The 17,827-nt window shown below is 73.4% G+C and carries 17 protein-coding genes; 8 read left to right on the plus strand and 9 right to left on the minus strand.

Annotated elements, in window-relative coordinates; translation table 11 throughout:
* The first annotated feature begins 35 nt into the window (after positions 1-35).
* Genes ACYU8I_RS07075 through ACYU8I_RS07090 form a run of 4 tightly spaced genes read left to right on the plus strand, consistent with a single transcriptional unit; the run spans position 36 to position 2,915 of the window.
* On the plus strand, positions 36-623 hold the full coding sequence (locus tag ACYU8I_RS07075; RefSeq protein ID WP_460838921.1) for a helix-turn-helix domain-containing protein: 588 nt from the start codon (positions 36-38) through the stop codon (positions 621-623).
* A gap of 9 nt (positions 624-632) precedes the next feature.
* The gene (locus ACYU8I_RS07080; RefSeq protein ID WP_460838924.1) at positions 633-1,262 is read left to right on the plus strand and encodes an MSMEG_1061 family FMN-dependent PPOX-type flavoprotein; all 630 of its coding nucleotides are present in this window, start codon (positions 633-635) and stop codon (positions 1,260-1,262) included.
* A 13-nt stretch (positions 1,263-1,275) separates the two neighbouring features.
* Positions 1,276-2,112: a diaminopimelate epimerase gene (dapF, locus tag ACYU8I_RS07085; RefSeq protein ID WP_460838926.1), complete on the plus strand. Its 837-nt coding sequence runs from the start codon at positions 1,276-1,278 to the stop codon at positions 2,110-2,112.
* 26 nt (positions 2,113-2,138) lie between these two features.
* Positions 2,139-2,915, plus strand: coding sequence for an SDR family NAD(P)-dependent oxidoreductase (locus ACYU8I_RS07090; protein WP_460838929.1), 777 nt, complete (start codon positions 2,139-2,141; stop codon positions 2,913-2,915).
* 71 nt (positions 2,916-2,986) lie between these two features.
* Here ACYU8I_RS07090 and ACYU8I_RS07095 read toward each other — a convergent pair whose 3' ends face one another.
* Together ACYU8I_RS07095 and ACYU8I_RS07100 are read right to left on the minus strand one after the other, a co-directional pair.
* A complete protein-coding gene (locus ACYU8I_RS07095) occupies positions 2,987-3,253 on the minus strand; it encodes a hypothetical protein (protein WP_460838932.1) in 267 nt (88 codons plus the stop codon).
* Positions 3,254-3,264: 11 nt separating this feature from the next.
* Positions 3,265-3,537: a hypothetical protein gene (locus tag ACYU8I_RS07100; protein WP_460838934.1), complete on the minus strand. Its 273-nt coding sequence runs from the start codon at positions 3,535-3,537 to the stop codon at positions 3,265-3,267.
* Between the two features lie 117 nt (positions 3,538-3,654).
* Between ACYU8I_RS07100 and ggt the strand changes: the two genes are divergently transcribed.
* Positions 3,655-5,544: a gamma-glutamyltransferase gene (ggt, locus tag ACYU8I_RS07105; protein ID WP_460838936.1), complete on the plus strand. Its 1,890-nt coding sequence runs from the start codon at positions 3,655-3,657 to the stop codon at positions 5,542-5,544.
* Positions 5,545-5,715: 171 nt separating this feature from the next.
* A complete protein-coding gene (gene hflX / locus ACYU8I_RS07110) occupies positions 5,716-7,212 on the plus strand; it encodes a GTPase HflX (RefSeq protein WP_460838938.1) in 1,497 nt (498 codons plus the stop codon).
* A gap of 22 nt (positions 7,213-7,234) precedes the next feature.
* Here the strand turns inward: hflX and ACYU8I_RS07115 are convergent, their stop codons facing one another.
* Entirely contained in the window at positions 7,235-9,028 is a 1,794-nt protein-coding gene (locus ACYU8I_RS07115; RefSeq protein ID WP_460838942.1) for a BCCT family transporter, read from the minus strand.
* 137 nt (positions 9,029-9,165) lie between these two features.
* On the opposite strand from ACYU8I_RS07115, the gene ACYU8I_RS07120 reads away from it, so the two are divergent.
* Entirely contained in the window at positions 9,166-11,196 is a 2,031-nt protein-coding gene (locus tag ACYU8I_RS07120; protein WP_460838944.1) for an ATP-dependent DNA helicase, read from the plus strand.
* Here ACYU8I_RS07120 and ACYU8I_RS07125 read toward each other — a convergent pair.
* Positions 11,183-13,309 carry a fibronectin type III domain-containing protein gene (locus tag ACYU8I_RS07125; protein ID WP_460838946.1) on the minus strand — a complete coding sequence of 709 codons (2,127 nt, stop codon included), beginning with the start codon at positions 13,307-13,309 and terminating at the stop codon, positions 11,183-11,185. The genes ACYU8I_RS07120 and ACYU8I_RS07125 overlap by 14 nt on opposite strands.
* 118 nt (positions 13,310-13,427) lie before the next feature.
* Positions 13,428-14,183, minus strand: a complete 756-nt coding sequence (gene lexA / locus ACYU8I_RS07130) for a transcriptional repressor LexA (RefSeq protein WP_460838948.1) — start codon at positions 14,181-14,183, stop codon at positions 13,428-13,430.
* Positions 14,184-14,472: 289 nt separating this feature from the next.
* On the opposite strand from lexA, the gene ACYU8I_RS07135 reads away from it, so the two are divergent.
* The gene (locus ACYU8I_RS07135; protein WP_460838951.1) at positions 14,473-14,826 is read left to right on the plus strand and encodes a LysM peptidoglycan-binding domain-containing protein; all 354 of its coding nucleotides are present in this window, start codon (positions 14,473-14,475) and stop codon (positions 14,824-14,826) included.
* A 138-nt stretch (positions 14,827-14,964) separates the two neighbouring features.
* Here the strand turns inward: ACYU8I_RS07135 and ACYU8I_RS07140 are convergent, their stop codons facing one another.
* From ACYU8I_RS07140 to ACYU8I_RS07155, 4 genes are all read right to left on the minus strand, one after another.
* Positions 14,965-15,612 carry a lysoplasmalogenase family protein gene (locus tag ACYU8I_RS07140; protein WP_460838953.1) on the minus strand — a complete coding sequence of 216 codons (648 nt, stop codon included), beginning with the start codon at positions 15,610-15,612 and terminating at the stop codon, positions 14,965-14,967.
* A gap of 26 nt (positions 15,613-15,638) precedes the next feature.
* Positions 15,639-16,037, minus strand: a complete 399-nt coding sequence (locus ACYU8I_RS07145; protein WP_460838956.1) for a hypothetical protein — start codon at positions 16,035-16,037, stop codon at positions 15,639-15,641.
* Positions 16,038-16,495: 458 nt separating this feature from the next.
* A complete protein-coding gene (locus ACYU8I_RS07150) occupies positions 16,496-17,047 on the minus strand; it encodes a DUF6318 family protein (protein ID WP_460838958.1) in 552 nt (183 codons plus the stop codon).
* Between the two features lie 138 nt (positions 17,048-17,185).
* Entirely contained in the window at positions 17,186-17,449 is a 264-nt protein-coding gene (locus ACYU8I_RS07155; RefSeq protein ID WP_460838960.1) for a hypothetical protein, read from the minus strand.
* Positions 17,450-17,827 lie beyond the last annotated feature (378 nt).

The following is a 17,827-nucleotide window of genomic DNA, read 5'->3' on the forward strand; positions in this document are numbered from 1 at the left end:
TGATTGGGAAAAGTCAATCAGTTAGTCTCGGCGGCGTGCCGCCCCCCGTCGCCGCCCCCGAGCCCGCGCCGTACGGCCGCCTGCCGGTCGGCTCCGGGCGGCAGGTCTGGACGCGCCGGCCCGCCGACGAGGCCGAGCGCAAGGCGCTCGCGTCGCCGCTGCGGCTGCGCCTGCTGCGCGCTGCGCTCCACGAGCCCCGCACCAACGCCGAGCTCGCCGAGCTGCTCGACCTCAACCCCGCGTCGTGCCTGCACCACGTGCGCACCCTGGTCGACACCGGGTTCCTCGTCGAGCAGGAGGTACGCCGCGGCCGCCGCGGCGCGCGCGAGCGGCCCTACCTCGCCTCGGGCAAGAGCTTCTACGTCGACACCGGCGCCGACCCGTCCGCCGACGTGTGGGAGGGCCAGGACCTGCTGCTGGCGACCTTCCTGCAGGACGTCGCCGGGCTCGACCCGCACGTGCTCGACACCGCCCGGCTCGGGTTCCGGCTCTCGGCCGCCGACCGTGAGGTCGTGCAGGACCGGCTGCACGCCCTGCTGCAGGAGGTGGCGGCGATGCCTACCGACCCCGACGGCGAGTCGTGGAGCCTGTTCCTCGCGCTGCACCCCGACCGCGGCTCGTAGGCTGCGCGGGTGGACGGCTGGACCGAGGTGCACGACGTCGCCGAGCTCGAGGCGCTGGTCGGCGAGCCGACCCCCGCCGCCCGCGGCAAGGGGCGACCCGCGCTGACCGAGCTCGACGTCGCGTGGCTGCAGGCCTCTCCGCTGTGCGTGGTCGCGACCGCCGACGCGGAGGGCCGCTGCGACGCCTCGCCCAAGGGCGACCCGGTCGGCCACCTCGTCCACGTGCTCGACGAGCGCACCATCGCGCTGGCCGAGCGGCCCGGCAACCGTCGTGTCGACGGCTACCGCAACGTGCTGGCCAACCCGCACGTCGGCCTGCTCTTCGTCATCCCCGGGCGGGGCGACACGTTGCGGGTGGAGGGACGCGCGCGGCTGGTGCGCGAGGCGCCGTTCCTCGACGCGATGGTGGTGCGCGGGCACCGTCCGCTGCTCGCGCTGGTGGTCGAGGTGGAGCAGGTCTTCCACCACTGCTCGAAGGCGTTCCTGCGCTCGCGGGTGTGGCACCCCGAGGAGTGGGACCCCGACGGCGTCGTGCCGCGGCGCGCGGTCGTGGCGCAGGCCCTGGAGCGGCCCGACGCCGACCTGGACGAGCTCGACCGCTACTACGGGCCGTCGTACGAGCGCGGGCTCTACGGGTGAGAGCATCGCCCCCGTGATCGAGCACCACTTCGTCAAGGGCCACGGCACCGAGAACGACTTCGTCCTGCTGCCCGACGCGGGCGGCCGCCTCGAGCTCACGGCCGAGCAGGTCGCACGGGTGTGCGACCGCCGCGCCGGCCTTGGCGCCGACGGCGTGATCCGGGTCGTGCGCACCGACGCCACCGACGACCCCGCGGCCGTCGCGGCGCGCGGCGAGGCGCGGTGGTTCATGGACTACCGCAACGCCGACGGCTCCCTCAGCGAGATGTGCGGCAACGGCGTCCGGGTCCTCGGCCACTACCTCGCCACCCACGCCGACGTCGACCCGCGCGACCCGCTCCCGGTGGCGACCCGGGCCGGGACCAAGGTGCTGACCTTCGGCGACGACGGCGAGATCACCGTCGACATGGGCGAGGCCGAGCTGCTCGGCGGCACCATCGTCGGGGTGGGCGAGCAGCGCTGGCCCGCCACCCACGTCTCGATGGGCAACCCCCACGCGGTCGCCTTCGTCGACGACCTGGGCGACGCAGGCGAGCTGCGCGAACCGCCGTCGTACGACGCCGAGACCTACCCCGACGGCGTCAACGTCGAGTTCGTCGTGCGCCGGGGCGAGCACCACGTCGCGATGCGGGTGCACGAGCGCGGCTCCGGCGAGACCCGCTCCTGCGGCACCGGCGCCTGCGCCGTCGCGGTCGCCGCGATGCGAGCCGACGCCGCTCCCCGCGGCACGACGTACGTCGTCGACCTGCCGGGCGGCACCCTGCGGGTGGCGTGGACCGACACGGGCCGCGTGCTGATGACCGGCCCGGCCGTGCTGGTCGCGGAGGGCGTGACCTCCCTGCTGGGCTGACCGGGGACGTCTCTAGGCTCCGCGGCATGGACATCAGTGGAGCCAGCGCCCTCGTCACCGGGGCGGCGTCCGGCATCGGAGCCGCCGTAGCCCGCCAGCTCGCCGCCCGGGGGGCGAAGGTCGTCGTCGCCGACCTGAACGCCGACGGCGGCCAGGCGCTGGCCGAGGAGATCGGCGGGGTCTTCGCGCCCGTCGACGTCACCCGGACCGAGCAGGTGCGCGCGGCCGTCGAGCAGGCCGAGGAGCTCGGCCCGCTCCGCATCGCGGTGAGCTCCGCCGGCATCGGCTGGGCGCAGCGCACCGTCGGGCGCGACGGCAGCTTCGACTCCGCCGCCGACCTCGAGGCCTTCGCCCGGGTCGTCGCGATCAACCTCGTCGGCACCTTCGACTGCGTGCGCCTCGCCGCGACCGCGATGTCGCGCCTCGAGCCGACGGCGACGGGGGAGCGCGGCGCGATCGTCAACCTCGCCAGCGTCGCGGCGTTCGACGGCCAGATCGGGCAGGCGGCGTACTCCGCCTCGAAGGGCGGCGTCGTCGGCATGACCCTGCCCGTCGCCCGCGACCTGGCGGCGGTCGGCGTCCGCCTCAACACCGTCGCGCCCGGCCTGATCGACACCCCGATCTACGGCGACGGCGAGGCTGCCGAGGCGTTCAAGGCCAAGCTCGGCGAGAGCGTGCTCTTCCCGCGCCGGCTCGGCGCCCCCGACGAGCTCGCCAGCATGGTGCTGGAGTGCCTGACCAACTCCTACATGAACGGCGAGACCGTCCGCGTCGACGGCGGCATCCGGATGCCACCCAAGTGACGGCCGAGGGGTCACTGCCTGGCGGCCGAGGGGTCAGCGCCGGGCAGCTCGCGCCCCGCTGACGCCGACGCTCAGCCGTGCCGGGGGTTGCGGTCGGGGTCGAAGTCGCGGGTCGACTCGACCTCGTCGGGTGCCACGCCCTCGGTGGTGTGGTGGCCGACGCCGGTCTCGCCCTCGGTGTGGGTCGGGGCGGAGCCGACGCTGGCCTCGGTGTCGGCACCGCGGACCGAGCCCGGTCGCTCGCTGCTGACCCCCATGCCGACGGGGTCCTGCAGGCTGTCGGCAGAGGGGTCGGACTCGGTGGGGTCGAGGTGGCCGTCGGTCCCGGTGTCGCTCATGGGTGGCGCTCCTACTGGCTGGGCTGCTGGGTGGAGGCCTCGGCGTTCTCGCGCTGGGCCGGGGTCTCCTCGGAGTCGCGGTGGGGGTCGGGCTGCTCCTCGTCGACCGGGATGGTCGCGCCGTGCTCGTCCTCGACGGAGTCGGCCGCGGGCCGGCCGGTGCCGGTGTCGTCAGCGGCGAGACCCGAGCCCGAGGAGTCCTGGCGCTGCGGTCCGCCCGGGGGCGTGGGGGCGTCGGAGCCCTCCTCCTGCGGTGAGGCCGGACCGGGCTTGGTGTCGCTCATGCGGCGCGCGTACCCCCTCGGCGCTGTGGCAACCGTTGCGGACTGTCGGTGCGCGGGTCTTGGATGGCGAGCACGCCACCACCGCGTCCAGCCGCGCGGCCGTCTCGGGAGGACCCCATGACCACGACCCACACCCGCACCCGGGCCGCTCGCGCGACCGCCCTGGTCGCCGTCGCCGCCACCAGCCTGGGCACCGTGGGGCTGCTGCCCGCCGAGGCCGCCCCCTCCGACCGCGCCGACGCCCGCGCCCAGCGGGTCGAGCGACCGCCCGCCTCCGGCCGCTACAACGTCAAGACCCCGACCAGCACCGGCTACGGCGGCGCCGTCACCTCGGTCGACCCCGAGGCGTCGCGGGTCGGGCTGCAGGTGCTGCGCCGAGGCGGCAACGCCGTCGACGCGGCGGTGGCGACGGCAGCGGCGCTCGGGGTGACCGAGCCCTACTCGGCGGGCATCGGCGGCGGTGGCTACTTCGTGCACTACGACGCCCGCACCGGTCGGGTGAGCACCCTCGACGGTCGCGAGACGGCACCCAAGCGCATCCCCGACGACGCGTTCGTCGACCCGGCGACGGGCCAGACCTACGACTTCCCCGACCTGGTGAGCAGCGGGCTCTCGGTCGGCACCCCCGGCACGCTCGCGACCTGGGAGACCGCGCTGCGGCGCTGGGGCACGCGTGGCCTCGGGGCGGCGCTGCGCCCGGCCGCGCGCCTGGCCGAGCGCGGCTTCGTGGTCGACCGGACCTTCCGGTCGCAGACCGCCGACAACGAGGAGCGCTTCCGGCAGTTCCCGGCCACCGGCCGCCTCTTCCTCCCGGGCGGCCAGCTGCCCCGGGTGGGCTCGGTCCTGCGCAACCGTGACCTGGCCCGCACCTACCGCGAGATCGCCCGCCGCGGCACCGGGTCCTTCTACGACGGCGCGCTGGCGCGCGAGATCGCCGCGGTGGTCGCCGACCCGCCCACCGTGACCGACCCCGACCTGCCGGCGCCCGCCGGCTACCTTCGCGCCCGTGACCTGGCCGACTACCGGGTGGTCCCGCAGGCGCCGACCAGGGTCCGCTACCGCGGCTACGAGGTCGTCGGCATGGCCCCGAGCTCGAGCGGCGGCTCGACGGTGGGCGAGGCCCTCAACATCCTGGAGGGCAGCAACCTGGCGAGCCTGCCGACGACGCAGTTCCTGCACCGCTACCTCGAGGCGAGCGCGCTCGCCTTCGCCGACCGCGCCGAGCAGGTCGGCGACGACGCCTTCGTCGACGTGCCGCTCGACGACCTGCTCTCCGACGACTTCGGCGCCGAGCGGGCCTGCGAGATCGACCCCGAGCAGGCCGCCACCAAGCCCGTCGGGGCCGGTGACGTCGACGACTACGACGGGCGCTGCGACACCGCCCAGCGCACCGGAAGCGAGGCCCCCGACACCGAGAACCTCGACACCACCAACCTCACCGTCGTCGACCGCCGCGGCAACGTCGTCGAGTACACCCTGACCATCGAGCAGACCGGCGGCTCCGGCATCACGGTGCCGGGGCGCGGGTTCCTGCTCAACAACGAGCTGACCGACTTCACCCTCGCGTACGACGCCGACGACCCCAACCGGATCCAGCCCGGCAAGCGGCCGCGGTCGTCGATGTCACCCACGATGGTGCTGCGCGGTGGCAAGCCCGTGCTCGCGCTCGGCTCGCCCGGCGGCTCGACCATCATCACCACGGTGCTCCAGGTGCTGCTCAACCGGCTCGACCGCGACATGACCATCGCCGAGGCGCTGGCCGCCCCGCGCGCGTCGCAGCGCAACACCGCGACGGTGAGCTCCGAGCCTGCCTTCCTCGCCCAGCACGAGGCGGCCCTCGAGGCCCTGGGTCACGACCTGGTGCCGGCGGGCGACGCCCTGACCAGTGCCGCCGAGATCGGGGCGGCCACGGCCGTCGAGATCGGTCCCCGCGGGCGGCTGACCGCCGTGTCCGAGCCGGTACGTCGCGGCGGTGGCTCGGCGCTGGTGGTGCGTCCCCGCCGGTGACCGCCTCGTCGGGTGCCCACCCTGCCACCGCGCCCAGGCCGCCGTCGAGCGGTGGCGACGTCCGTGACGCGCCGGGCGGGAACGTCCCCGGCCCGGCCGTGGTTGTGCTGGGTGCGGGCACCGCGGAATCCGATCGCGTCCCGCGGGCCCGCGAACTAGCCTGGGAGGCACATGACGAACGCACCCCACCCCATCGACCTGTCCCAGGAGCTGGCCGCCACGGCCGACTGGGAGGACCCTGACGAGCTCGAGCGCGACGACCGCGACGACAGCGGTCGCGACCTCCGGCAGCGCGACGAGCGCGACGACACGACCGGCGAGCTGGACCTCGCTGACCGCCACTCCCTCAAGCGGGTGGCCGGGCTCTCGACCGAGCTCGAGGACATCACCGAGGTCGAGTACCGCCAGCTGCGCCTCGAGCGGGTGGTGCTGGTCGGCGTGTGGACCGACGGCACCATCGCGGACGCCGAGAACTCCATGGCCGAGCTCGCCCTGCTCGCCGAGACCGCCGGCTCCGAGGTGCTCGACGCCCTCTACCAGCGGCGCGACAGCCCCGACCCCGCGACGTACGTCGGCAGCGGCAAGGTCTCCGACCTGACCGAGGTCGTCCGCGCGAGCGGCGCCGACACCGTGATCTGCGACGGCGAGCTGACGCCGAGCCAGCTGCGCAACCTGGAGGACCGCACCAAGGTCAAGGTCGTCGACCGCACCGCGCTGATCCTCGACATCTTCGCCCAGCACGCGAAGTCGCGGGAGGCGCAGGCACAGGTCGAGCTGGCACAGTTGAGCTACATGAAGCAGCGGCTGCGCGGCTGGGGCGGCAACCTCTCGCGCCAGGCCGGTGGCCGCGTCGCCGGCGGTGCCGGCATCGGTGGTCGTGGCCCCGGTGAGACCAAGATCGAGACCGACCGACGGCGCATCAACACCAAGATCGCCAAGCTGCGGCGCGACCTCGCGCACATGGGCACGACCCGCGAGACCAAGCGTGCCGATCGCAAGCGCCACCAGGTGCCGAGCGTGGCCATCGCGGGCTACACAAACGCGGGCAAGTCCTCGCTGCTCAACCGGCTGACCGACGCCGGGGTGCTGGTCGAGGACGCGCTCTTCGCGACGCTCGACCCCCGCACCCGCCGTACCGAGACCGCCGACGGCCGCGGGTTCACCTTCAGCGACACCGTCGGGTTCGTCCGGCACCTCCCGCACCAGCTGGTGGAGGCGTTCCGCTCGACGCTGGAGGAGGTGGCCGAGGCCGACCTGCTGCTGCACGTGGTCGACGGTTCCCACCCCGACCCCGAGGGGCAGCTGGCCGCGGTGCGCGAGGTGCTGGCCGAGATCGGCGCCCAGGACGTGCCCGAGCTCGTCGCCATCAACAAGGCCGACGTGGCCGACCCGATGGTGCTGGCCCGGTTGCGGCAGCGCGAGCCCCACTCGGTCGTGGTCTCGGCCGTCACGGGCGAGGGCGTGGCCGAGCTGCGCGAGGCCGTGGAGGCCGACCTGCCCAAGCCGGCGGTCGAGGTCGACGTGCTCGTGCCCTACGACCGTGGCGACCTGGTCTCGCGGATGCACGACACCGGCGAGGTGCTCGAGGTCGAGCACACCGCCGAGGGCACCCGCGTGCACGCCCGCGTGCACGAGGGCCTGGCGGCCGAGCTGGCGGCGTACGTCTGAGCTCGTCGCGTGTCTGTGCGCCTCAGTCGTGCGGGTAGCGCTCCGCCGCGGTGCGGTTCTCCTCGACCGCGAGCGAGAAGTCGTCACCGTGCTTGGTGACGCCGTCGACGACCGCGTGCTCGACGGCCACGGTGCCGTACTTGCGACGCACGATGAGCGGGTCGGTGCGCAGGTCCTTCATCAGGGCCACGCACAGCGCGATCATCACCAGCACGAACGGCACCGCCGCCAGGATGGTGAGGTTCTGCAGGCCCGTGAGCGCCTCGCCGGGGTTCTCGGGGTCGCCGAGCAGCAGCATGATCGCTGCCACGGCCCCGGTCGCCACGCCCCAGAAGATGACCGTGAACCTCGAGGGCTCGATGGTGCCGTGCTCCGACAGCGTCCCCATGACGATGGACGCGGCGTCGGCTCCGGAGACGAAGAAGATCGCCACGAGCACCATGACGAGCACCGCGGTGAGCGTGGGCAGCGGGAGGTTTCCGAGCATCTCGAAGAGCTGACCCTCCGAGCTGCCGGCGCCGGCGATGCCGGCCTCCCCGGCCCGGTCGGCGGCCTGCTGCTGCTGGATGGCCGCGCCGCCGAAGACGGCGAACCACACCAGTGAGACGAGGCTCGGCACGAGCAGCACGCCGGTGACGAACTGCCGGATCGTGCGCCCCCGCGAGATGCGGGCGATGAACATGCCGACGAAGGGCGTCCAGCTGAGCCACCAGGCCCAGTAGAAGACGGTCCAGCCCGAGAGCCACGTGGCCATCGCATCGCCGCCGACCGCGTCGGTTCGTGCCGACATCTGGGCCAGGTCACCGAAGTAGGAGCCGACCGCGGTCGGCACGAGGTCGAGGATGAAGACGGTCGGCCCGACCACGAAGACGAAGACCGCCAGCACGAGCGCGAGCACCATGTTGGTGTTCGGCAGCCACTGGATGCCCTTCTCGATGCCGGAGACGGCCGAGAGGATGAAGCAGATCGTCAGCACCGTGATGATGCCGACCAGCACGCCGTTGCCGAGGCGGCCGATGCCGCTGACCAGAGTCAGGCCAGAGCCGATCTGCAGGGCCCCGAGCCCGAGCGAGGCCGCGGAGCCGAACAGCGTGGCGAAGATGGCCAGGATGTCGATGACCTTCCCGGCCCCGCCCTGGGTACGCCGCTCGCCGAGCAGCGGCGCGAAGACCGAGCTCACGAGCTGCGGGCGGCCCTTGCGGAACGCGCTGTAGGCGATGGCGATGCCGAGCACGGCGTAGATCGCCCAGGGGTGCAGCGTCCAGTGGAACAGGGTGGTCGCCATCGCCGTCTGCAGCGCCTCGTCGGTGCCGGCGCCGGCGGTGCCGGGCGGCGGGGCGGTGAAGTGGCTGATCGGCTCGGCCACGCCGAAGAACATCAGGCCGATGCCCATGCCCGCGCTGAACATCATCGCGATCCAGCTGACGGTGCGGAACTCGGGCTTCTCGCCGTCGTTGCCGAGCGGGATGTCGCCGTACTTGCCGAGCGCCAGGTAGATCACGAACACCACGAACGCGCTGGCGGTGAGCACGAAGAGCCAGCCGAGGTTGGTCACCGACCAGCCGAGGGCCTTGTCGGAGGCCGCGCCGAGCGACCCGGTGTCGACGAAGCCCCAGATCAGGAAGGCGACCGCGATGGTGGCCGTGACGCCGAAGACGACCTTGTCAAGGCCGCGCACCGTGGCCTTGGCTGCCTTCACCCGACGCTCGAGGGCCGGGTGCTCCGCCTCGAGCTGGGTGTCGGCCCGGTGGGACGGGGGCCGGTGCTCGTCAGGATCGGGTGTGGGCTCGCTCCGTGGGTGGATGGTGGTAGCCATGTGCAACCTCTTTACCAGGGGACCTGCGGGGTCGGCGCGGCCGGGGTGAGCGGCTCGTGCGACCGGTCACAGCGGCCACGTCCCGGGCCTGTGGTTCGACCGCGGGGCTGACTGATCGCTCAGCATAAGGTGCTCCGGTGGAAAAAGAGCCGACCGTGCGCCAGGTCCTCTCCGCTGCGGTCGAGGCGCTCGGCGGCCAGGAACGCTCTGGTCAGACGGCCATGGCCGACGCCGTGGCGGGTGCGCTCGCCGACGGCACCCACCTGTTGGTGCAGGCCGGCACGGGCACCGGCAAGTCGCTGGCCTACCTGGTGCCGGCGCTGCTGCACGACCAGCGGGTGGTGGTCGCGACCGCGACGCTGGCGCTCCAGCACCAGCTCGTCGAGCGCGACCTGCCCGCACTGCTCGGGGCCGTGGGCGAGGCGGCGGGGCTGCGCGCCGACGCCGCCGCGGTGCTCAAAGGCCGGTCCAACTACGCGTGCCTGCACCGCGTGCGCGACGGGGTGCCCGACGACCAGGGAGCCCTGATCGACGCCGAGGCGGTCGCCGAAGGATCGTTGGCCGCCGAGGTGCTCGAGCTCCGGTCCTGGGTCGAGCAGGAGGCCTCCGACGGGGGCACGGGCGAGCGCGACCACGCGCCGCGTCACGGCGAGCGGGCGTGGCGGCAGGTCAGCGTGGGCCACCGAGAGTGCCTGGGCGCCACACGGTGTCCGTTCGGCCAGGAGTGCTTCGCCGAGCTCGCGCGCGAGCGCGCCCACCAGGCCCGGCTGGTCGTCACGAACCACTCGCTGCTGGCGATCGACGCCATCGAGGGCGTCCCGATGCTGCCGGCGTACGACGCCGTGGTGGTCGACGAGGCCCACGAGCTGGTGGCCCGCGTGACCCAGGCGGCCACCGACGAGCTCTCCGTCGGTGACGTCGAGCGCGTCGTCACGCGGGCCGACCGTCACGTGGCGGAGCGCGACGGTGGGTCGTCGTCGGCCGACGCCCTCGGCGACGCGGCAGACGCGCTGCTCGACGCGCTGGCGGCAGCGCCCGCGGGCCGGCTGGCCCCGCCGCCGGAGCAGCTGACCGAGGCGCTCGAGCAGATTCGTGACTCCGCGCGGGCGGTGGTCTCGGCGCTGCCGAAGGACAGCGGCGACAGCCCCGACCCGGCCGTGGCCCAGGTGCGCGGCTGGGCCCAGGAGCTGTTCGAGACCGCCGGCCGGATGGCGGCCGCCTCCGAGCGCGACGTGCTCTGGGCGGCCGACCGCGCCCGGGTGCGTGGCGGCAAGGTGCTGCAGGTGGCGCCCCTCGACGTCGCCGGCCCGATGCGCGACGGGCTGCTGGCCGACAAGACGGTCGTCATGACCTCCGCGACCCTCAAGCTCGGCGGCGACTTCGACGCCGTGGCGGCCTCCCTCGGGCTGTGGCCACGGGAGCGGGTCGTCGCCGCCGGCCCGGCCGTCACCGACGAGGACCGCGAGGGGGAGCCCTGGGCCGCGCTCGACGTCGGGTCGCCCTTCGACTACCCCCGCCAGGGCATCCTCTACGTCGCCCGGCACCTCCCGCCCCCCGGGCGCGACGGGCTCGGGCCCGCCCAGCTCGACGAGATCACCGAGCTGGTCGACGCCGCCGACGGCCGCACCCTCGGGCTGTTCTCGAGCCGTCGGGCGGCCCAGGCCGCGGCCGAGCACGTGCGCGACGCGCTGCCGCACCTGACCACCCTGGCGCAGGGGGAGGCGCAGCTGCCCGAGCTGACGCGACAGTTCGTGGAGGACCCGCACACCAATCTCTTCGGCACCCTGGGGCTGTGGCAGGGCCTCGACGTCCCGGGGGAGACCTGCTCGCTCGTCATCGTCGACCGGGTGCCGTTCCCGCGGCCCGACGACCCGCTGCTCTCCGCCCGTCAGCGGGCGGTCGACCAGCGGGGCGGCAACGGGTTCATGCAGGTCGCCGCCACCCACGCGGCGCTGCTGCTGGCGCAGGGGTCGGGTCGGCTGATCCGCACGACGTCCGACCGCGGCGTCGTCGCGGTCCTCGACCCCCGGCTGGTCACCGCACGCTACGGCGGCTTCCTGAGGGCCAGCCTGCCGCCGATGTGGCAGACCCACGACGGCGCCGTGGTCCGGCAGGCGCTGCGTCGCCTCGCCGGCTCCGCCGCACCGGCGAGGGTCAGCGGGCGGTGACGATCCTCGACGGTGCCGAGGCGGGGGAGGTGCCGGCCGGGTTCACGGCCTGCACCACGAGGCGGTAGCGCCCCTTGGGCAGCCGCACCTCGACCGCGGTCCGGCTCGGGGAGACCAGCGGGGTCGTGTAGCGGCGCACCACCCGGTTGCGCGAGTCCAGCCGCGAGGCCGTGATGCGGTAGCCGGTCAGGGGGCTGCCGCCCAGTGCTGTGGGGGGCGACCACCGCAGCGTCACCGACACCGTGCCGCCCCGTCGGCCGGAGCCGGCCGCTCCCATGACGGGGGCGCCCGGCGCGCTGGCGGGCGTGCTGGTGGGCGTGCTGGTGGGCGGCGCCGACGGGGACGAGGTCACCGGGGCGTCTGCGGACGGAGTGCCGGTAGCGGGCGTCGCGGATGGCGTCGAGGACGGGGTGGAGGAAGGTGTCGTGCTCGGGTCCTCGGGCGATGGGGAGTCGCTGGGCGTTGCCGTCGGCGTCGGCGACGGGAGGGCCGGTGCGTCGCAGCTGGTGGCGGTGAGGCGGTAGCGCCCGAGGCTCCCGTAGTCGCTCCAGCCGAGCATGTCCCGGTTGGTCGCGCTGCCCGAGCCCGAGCCGTCGACGCGCAGGAAGTAGGTGCCGGGGGGAAGCGACGTGGTGAGCGCGGCGTCCATGCCGATCGTCCGCCAGGACCCCGTGGCGGTGTCCCAGGTCTGGGAGTGGGTGGTGGTGGGCGCGTTCGACGCCAGCTGCGTCCCGGCACTCGAGAGCAGGTCGAGCCGGACGTCGAGCGTGCCCTGGGGACCGATGCCGTTGGCGCGGGCGTCGAGCGAGAGCGTGCACGCCACGTCGACCCGGAAGACGTCGACGTCGTTGCGCGTGCTGATGACGCCCTCGACGTCGTACGACGTCGAGGCCCCGAGGTCGGTCGCGGAACCGGGACTGTCGGCGTGGTCGTCCTGGACCAGGGGCAGGTTGTTCCGGGTGATGATCGCGAGGTCGTCCTCGGTGTTTGTCGCGCCGCCGTACTCGCCCCTGCTCCAGTGGCTGACGGCCCGCTGCGTGCCGCCGCCCATGATCGGGCCCCAGCGCCTGCTGCCGAAGGTGTACTCCTGGACCACCCCGTTCTGGTCGGGACCGCCGTCGTGGTCGAGACCGACGTTGTGGCCGACCTCGTGGGACACCGTCTGAGCCACGATGGTCGGCGCGGTGCGCGCGAAGTCCGTGACGAAGACCCACGCCGGCTGGTAGTAGGCGTTGGCGTCGACCTTGCCGAAGGTGTTCAGGCCCGCGACGCCGGCGCAGTCGCCGCACAGCGCCGACTGCGCCGCCGTGGAGCTGGTGAGCACCACCCGGCTGCCGTAGGTGGTGTCAGCGGTGCCGGTGCGCGTCCACGCGTCCCTGCCGGGGTCGCGGGTGGTGACGTTGACGTCGAACGGCGCGTAGGTCTCGGCGACCTGGCGCCACACCTGCCGGACGAAGGCGAGCTCGGCCGCGTCGAAGGTGGCCGGGTCGCTGCCGGACTGGTTGAAGCCCGGGTGGTTGCCGTTGGGCACCGCGGTGTTCCACGTCGTGCCGCTCACGTCGGCCCCGTCGACGTCGAGGAAGATCGTGCGGGAGGCTCCCGGCCTGCTCTGCAGCGAGAGCGCGTCCTGCGTCGGGTCGACGACCCCGGGCGTGGGGACGCTGCCCAGCGTGCTGCCGGCCTCGGCCTGCTGGGTCGTGGACCCGCGAACGGTCGCCGCGGCCCGTTGCGGAGCCTCGAACGCCGGTTCCACCACGTAGACGTGCCCCTCGACCGACACCCGGACGGTCTCGTCGCGCAGCAGCTGGGCGAGCCGGCCCGGCGACATCGCGTTGCGCTCGGCGACCTCGGGCACGAGGTCGCCGCGCCGCGCGAGCAGCTGCTCGCCCGACAGGGACCGCGGCAGGATCTCGTCGTACTCAGCGCGATCGGGAGCGGCTGCGGCCTGCTCGACGGACGCTTCGCCGGTCGTGGTCGTGGTCGTGGTTGTGGTCGGACCGGAGCCGGCCTGCGCGACAGCCGAACCGGCGTCGGCCAGCTCGGGCACGCACGCGAGTCCGAGGGCCAGAGCGGCGAGGACGGCCGCTCCGCGGGTCAGCACGGGGTGGATCACCCCGAGATGATGACCCGAAAGGACCTAGTTGCGTCCGGAATGTCGGAAATTGGTGAGGCGGATGACCGGCCGGCGCTCCCGGTGCGGGGCGCCGGCCGGACCGGTGGGACGCGTGGGGTCAGACGCGACGGAGCACGGCGGTGACCTTGCCGAGGATCGTGGCGTGGGTGCCGTCGATCGGGTCGTAGGCGTCGTTGTGCGGCAGCAGCCACGGCGTGCCGCCGCGGCGCTGCAGGGTCTTGACGGTGGCCTCCCCGTCGAGCAGTGCGGCGACGATGTCGCCGTTCTCGGCCGTCTGCTCCTTGCGCACCACGACGTAGTCGCCGTGGCAGATCGCGGCGTCGATCATGGAGTCGCCGCTGACCTCGAGCAGGAAGAGCTCGCCGTCGCCGACCAGCGAGCGGGGCAGCGGCATGACCTCCTCGACCTGCTCCTCGGCCAGGATCGGCACGCCGGCCGCGATACGGCCGAGCAGCGGGACCTGGGTCGCCTCGGGCGCCGCGTCCCCGATCCCCGTGGGGTCGAAGGGCGCCTCGTCGGCGCTGGCGATCGCGCGGCGGGCCGCCATCAGCTCGGGGATGAACACCTCGAGGGCACGAGGGCGGTTGGGGTCGCGGCGGATGAACCCCTTCTGCTCGAGGACGCGCAGCTGGTGGGCGACGCTCGAGGAGCTCGTGAGCCCGACGAGGTTGCCGATCTCGCGGATGCTCGGCGGGTAGCCGCGCTTCTCGATCGACTCGCGCAGCACGTTGAGGATCCGCTGCTGGCGAGGGGTCAACCCCGTCAGGTCGGGCGCGGAGTCGGGCAGCTCGGAGACCGAGCCGCGGTCGGTGGGGGTGGTCTCGCCCGTGCGTCGGGAGCTCTGCCGTGACATGCGCCGCACGCTAGTGCTCGACCGGGTCGACTTCAAACACATGTTCGAAGCGTGTCGTCGTGGCGCGGCCGCACGTGTGCGAGCAGCTCGCTGGCAACGGGTCGTCACAACGCGGGTCCGACCTCTTGCATCGTTCGAACAGACGTTCTACGCTCGTACACATGTTCGAACCGCTGCCGGTCGGATCCACCTTGTCGGTGGTCGCGACTAGACAGCAGTCACGACAGCAGGGGTCGCCCTCCACGCTCGGCCACCAGGGCCGAGCACTTTCCCCGAGCGAGGTAGAGCGATGAGCACGATGACGATCAGCCCCCACACCATGGGTCGCGGCACGATGCCCGTCCGGGTCCGCCTGACCCGCCGCGGTCGCGCGGTCCTGACGCTGACCTTCCTGGGCGTGCTGCTGGCCCTGATGCTGACGGTCGGCGGCTCCTGGGCCACGGCCACGCTCACCGACGGGGGCGGCACCACCGAGCCGGTGGGAGTCGTCGAGGTGCAGACGGGCGACACGCTGTACGACATCGCGGCCTCGGTCGCCGCGCCGGGCGAGGTCCGTGAGATGGTGCTGCGGATCCAGGAGCTCAACTCCCTCCCGGGTGCCGAGATCTCCGTAGGTCAGCGCCTGGCCGTTCCCCGCGGCTGAGCCCGGCCCGTCCGCCACGGGCCGCTTGCGGCGCAGACGGTCTCCTCGACCCAGACCGGCAGCGCCAGGGGAGAAGTGGGGTGGGTTCCGTCCGGACGGAGCCCACCCCCTTCGCACGTCCGGGGGCCGTCGGTCGCCTCAGCAGCGCGCCGCGCCCGCCGCGAGCAGCCACTGGGCCGCGGCGTAGGTCAGCATCACGGCGCGTTCCGCCCAGGGGGCCGGACCGTCGAGGACGAAGGTGCGCGCGCCGAGCACCCCGTCGCTCATGAGGAAGAGCACCCCGCCCGCCGCGAGCCGTGAGCGAGCCCCACTGGGCAGGTCGTCGTCCAGGTGCGTGGCGGCGGCTGCGGCGGCGATGAGCAGGGCGGCGTACGCCGCGACGGGCGCGCCCAGTCCCGGCTCCCGGCGGGCCGCAGCGTGCGCGAGCAGCGGACCCAGCGACGTCCCCACGGCGAGCACGGCGAGGGGCAGCGGCCCCACCGGTGGCTGGTGCGAGCGGTGGCGCAGCAGCCCGGCGAGGCACGCGGCGTGGCCGGCGGCGAAGGAGCCGAGGCCGAGGAGGAAGGGCCGTCGACCCTCGCCGAGCAGGGCGACGTCGCCGGCCCAGCCGGCGACGAGGGCGACCCTCATGTGGCGGATGAGCGGGCCGTCAGGTCGCGCAGCGAGCTGTCGCGCAGCCAGGGGCACGAGGGTCGGCTTGGTGACTCGCCGCGCGCGTCGCGCCCACGGCTCCGGTCGCCCGGCGAGCCAGGCGTCGGTCATCGTCACGGCGAGCGGGTGGCCCATGCGCGCAGTCTGGCGGCACCAGGGGCTCAGCGTCGGCCGGACAGCGCCGGCACCGCTTCGGCCACGCGCAGCGCGGTGGTCGGTCCGGTGGTCGTCACCGTGCCTGCGACGGGGCGGGAGGGGCCGCCGTCGAGCGACCAGGTCGCACCCCAGGTGACCACCACGCGGTGCCGCACGGTGACGCGGGCGTCGGCGTAGCGGTGCACCACGTCCTTGCTCGGGTACGGCGCCCCCGCCGTGCCGGTGGTCGCAGCCGTTCCATCGCCGAACTCCCACCGGAACGACTCCGGAGCGATGTCGAGGCGCACCGACCGGCCCAGGATCGACACCGTCCGCGAGAACCCGTCGGCCTCCGCGAAGAAGATCGTGTCGAAGTTGACCAGCGTCTTGTCTCCCGGCTGCGTCACCGACCTCAGCTCCGGCACCGGGATCCTTCGGAAAGCCTCTAGCACCATCGCGTCGGTCACCTGCGGGGGAGCCGGTGCTGCGCCCGCCGCGGCGGGGGGTCCCGTGCCCGAGCAGACGAAGCCGCCCGGCGTCTCGCTGGTCGGGGTCACGGTCCACTGGCGGTACTGAGTCGATCCGGGTTCGCACGTGCTGGTTGGGCATACCGGGGCGCCCGTCACAGCGTTGTAGGCGCCGGAGTCACATGCGGTCCGATACTCGACGCGGATGGACGGAGTCTGCGTGCGGACATCCCTCGAGTCTTCCCTGGCTGTCGCGGCGGGACGGCTAAGTGGTGGGGCGATGCTCGATTGTGTGGTTGTTTGGCTCCAAATGTCGTACTGGTCGCCCCCGCCTCTCACACCGGTGCCGTCATTGGCGAAAGCCGGTGAAGTTGCGAGAGCCGCTAGTAGCACGGCCGTAAATAGGAACTCGCCCCTCATGACTCCGGGTCCAGAGCGCCGACAACCCAGCCGTCCTCCCAGGAGAGCTGAAAGGCTTTCAGGACGTTCTTTCGACCAGGAAAACGCTTCGGCTGAGCGTCCTCGCTCTCTACGAATATCTGTGGCTGATAGTTCACCGATGCATCAACGAAAGCGATTCCAGCTCTCGTTCCGTAGTACCGAAATCTGAAGGGTGTCCAGCCGCCCCCGTCGATTCGGCCACCGTCGGCGTAGGTCTTGTCGATCCCGTCGGCAATGCTCAAGCAGCGAGTACAACTACTCGCGAAGGTGTTTCGGAACCCCGTGGTGTCTCCGGTTGAACCGGCGTAGCTCATTGATTCGAGGAACCACTTCACAGCGGCTGTGGCGCCAGCCTCTGTCCGCTCACGCACGGCCGCTGGGCGCGATGGTGCGCGTGGTGGCGGCTCGGACGCGGTCGTCTCGGACGGCGCAGTCGGCGGAGGGTCGCTGGCTTGAGGGGCGCCGCCGCAGGCGGCGAGGAGTGGCAGGAGCAGCGCGGCGGCCAGGGTCTGGCGCGGTCGTCGCATCGTTCACCGTCCCGAGTCTGGAGAGGTCGACGGGACGGTAACTACCCGAGCCGTGCTCGCGCTACACCCCCCGTGCCGACCTGTGGACAACTGGTGTCGCCGCAGGTCAGCGGGGTGGGGCGGGTGGTGCGGATGTGATCAGGCGCGGTGCCGTGGGGCGCTCCGCCCCGGAGGGCCGGCGGCGTCACGGTCGGCCGCGACCCGGTTGCGCAGCAGTCCGACGAGGGCGGCGTACAGCGCGGCCACCGCGCCGAGCGAGCTGGCGACGAGCAGCAGCCAGGAGCCCGTGGCCGGCTCGGCGTCGCGCAGCGCGCGGCCCTGCGTGACGGCGGCGGCGACGAGGCCGACCCACACCAGGAGCGGGAGCGCGACGCGGGCGGCACGGCGTACGCGGGGGCTCACGGGACCTGATTGTGCGCCACCGGACCGCCGGCACGCCCGTCGCGGTCCACAGGCCGGCTCGGGAGGACGTGCTGCGGGGTCGCGACGGGCCGCGCACGCCCTGCGCCCGGAGCTCATCGAGCTCGTCGACCAAGGTGGGCGGCCCACCGTTTCGGATCGGTACGAGCCGCTGACCTGGGGCGATGGCGACGGCCGTGACGCTCGGCGGTGGTCCGCGAACGGGCCGCGTCGGATCGTGGGCGCGCCACGGTTGCGCCGTCGGGGGACCGCGGTCTACGGTTCACAACATCTAGTACTTACACCGCTGTGGTTATCCACATCTTGGGTCACAGGCAGCGGGGGTTTCCCCACAGACACGAGCTCGTCGTCCACACGGAA

It is taken from the genome of Nocardioides marmoraquaticus (genome assembly GCF_054777915.1).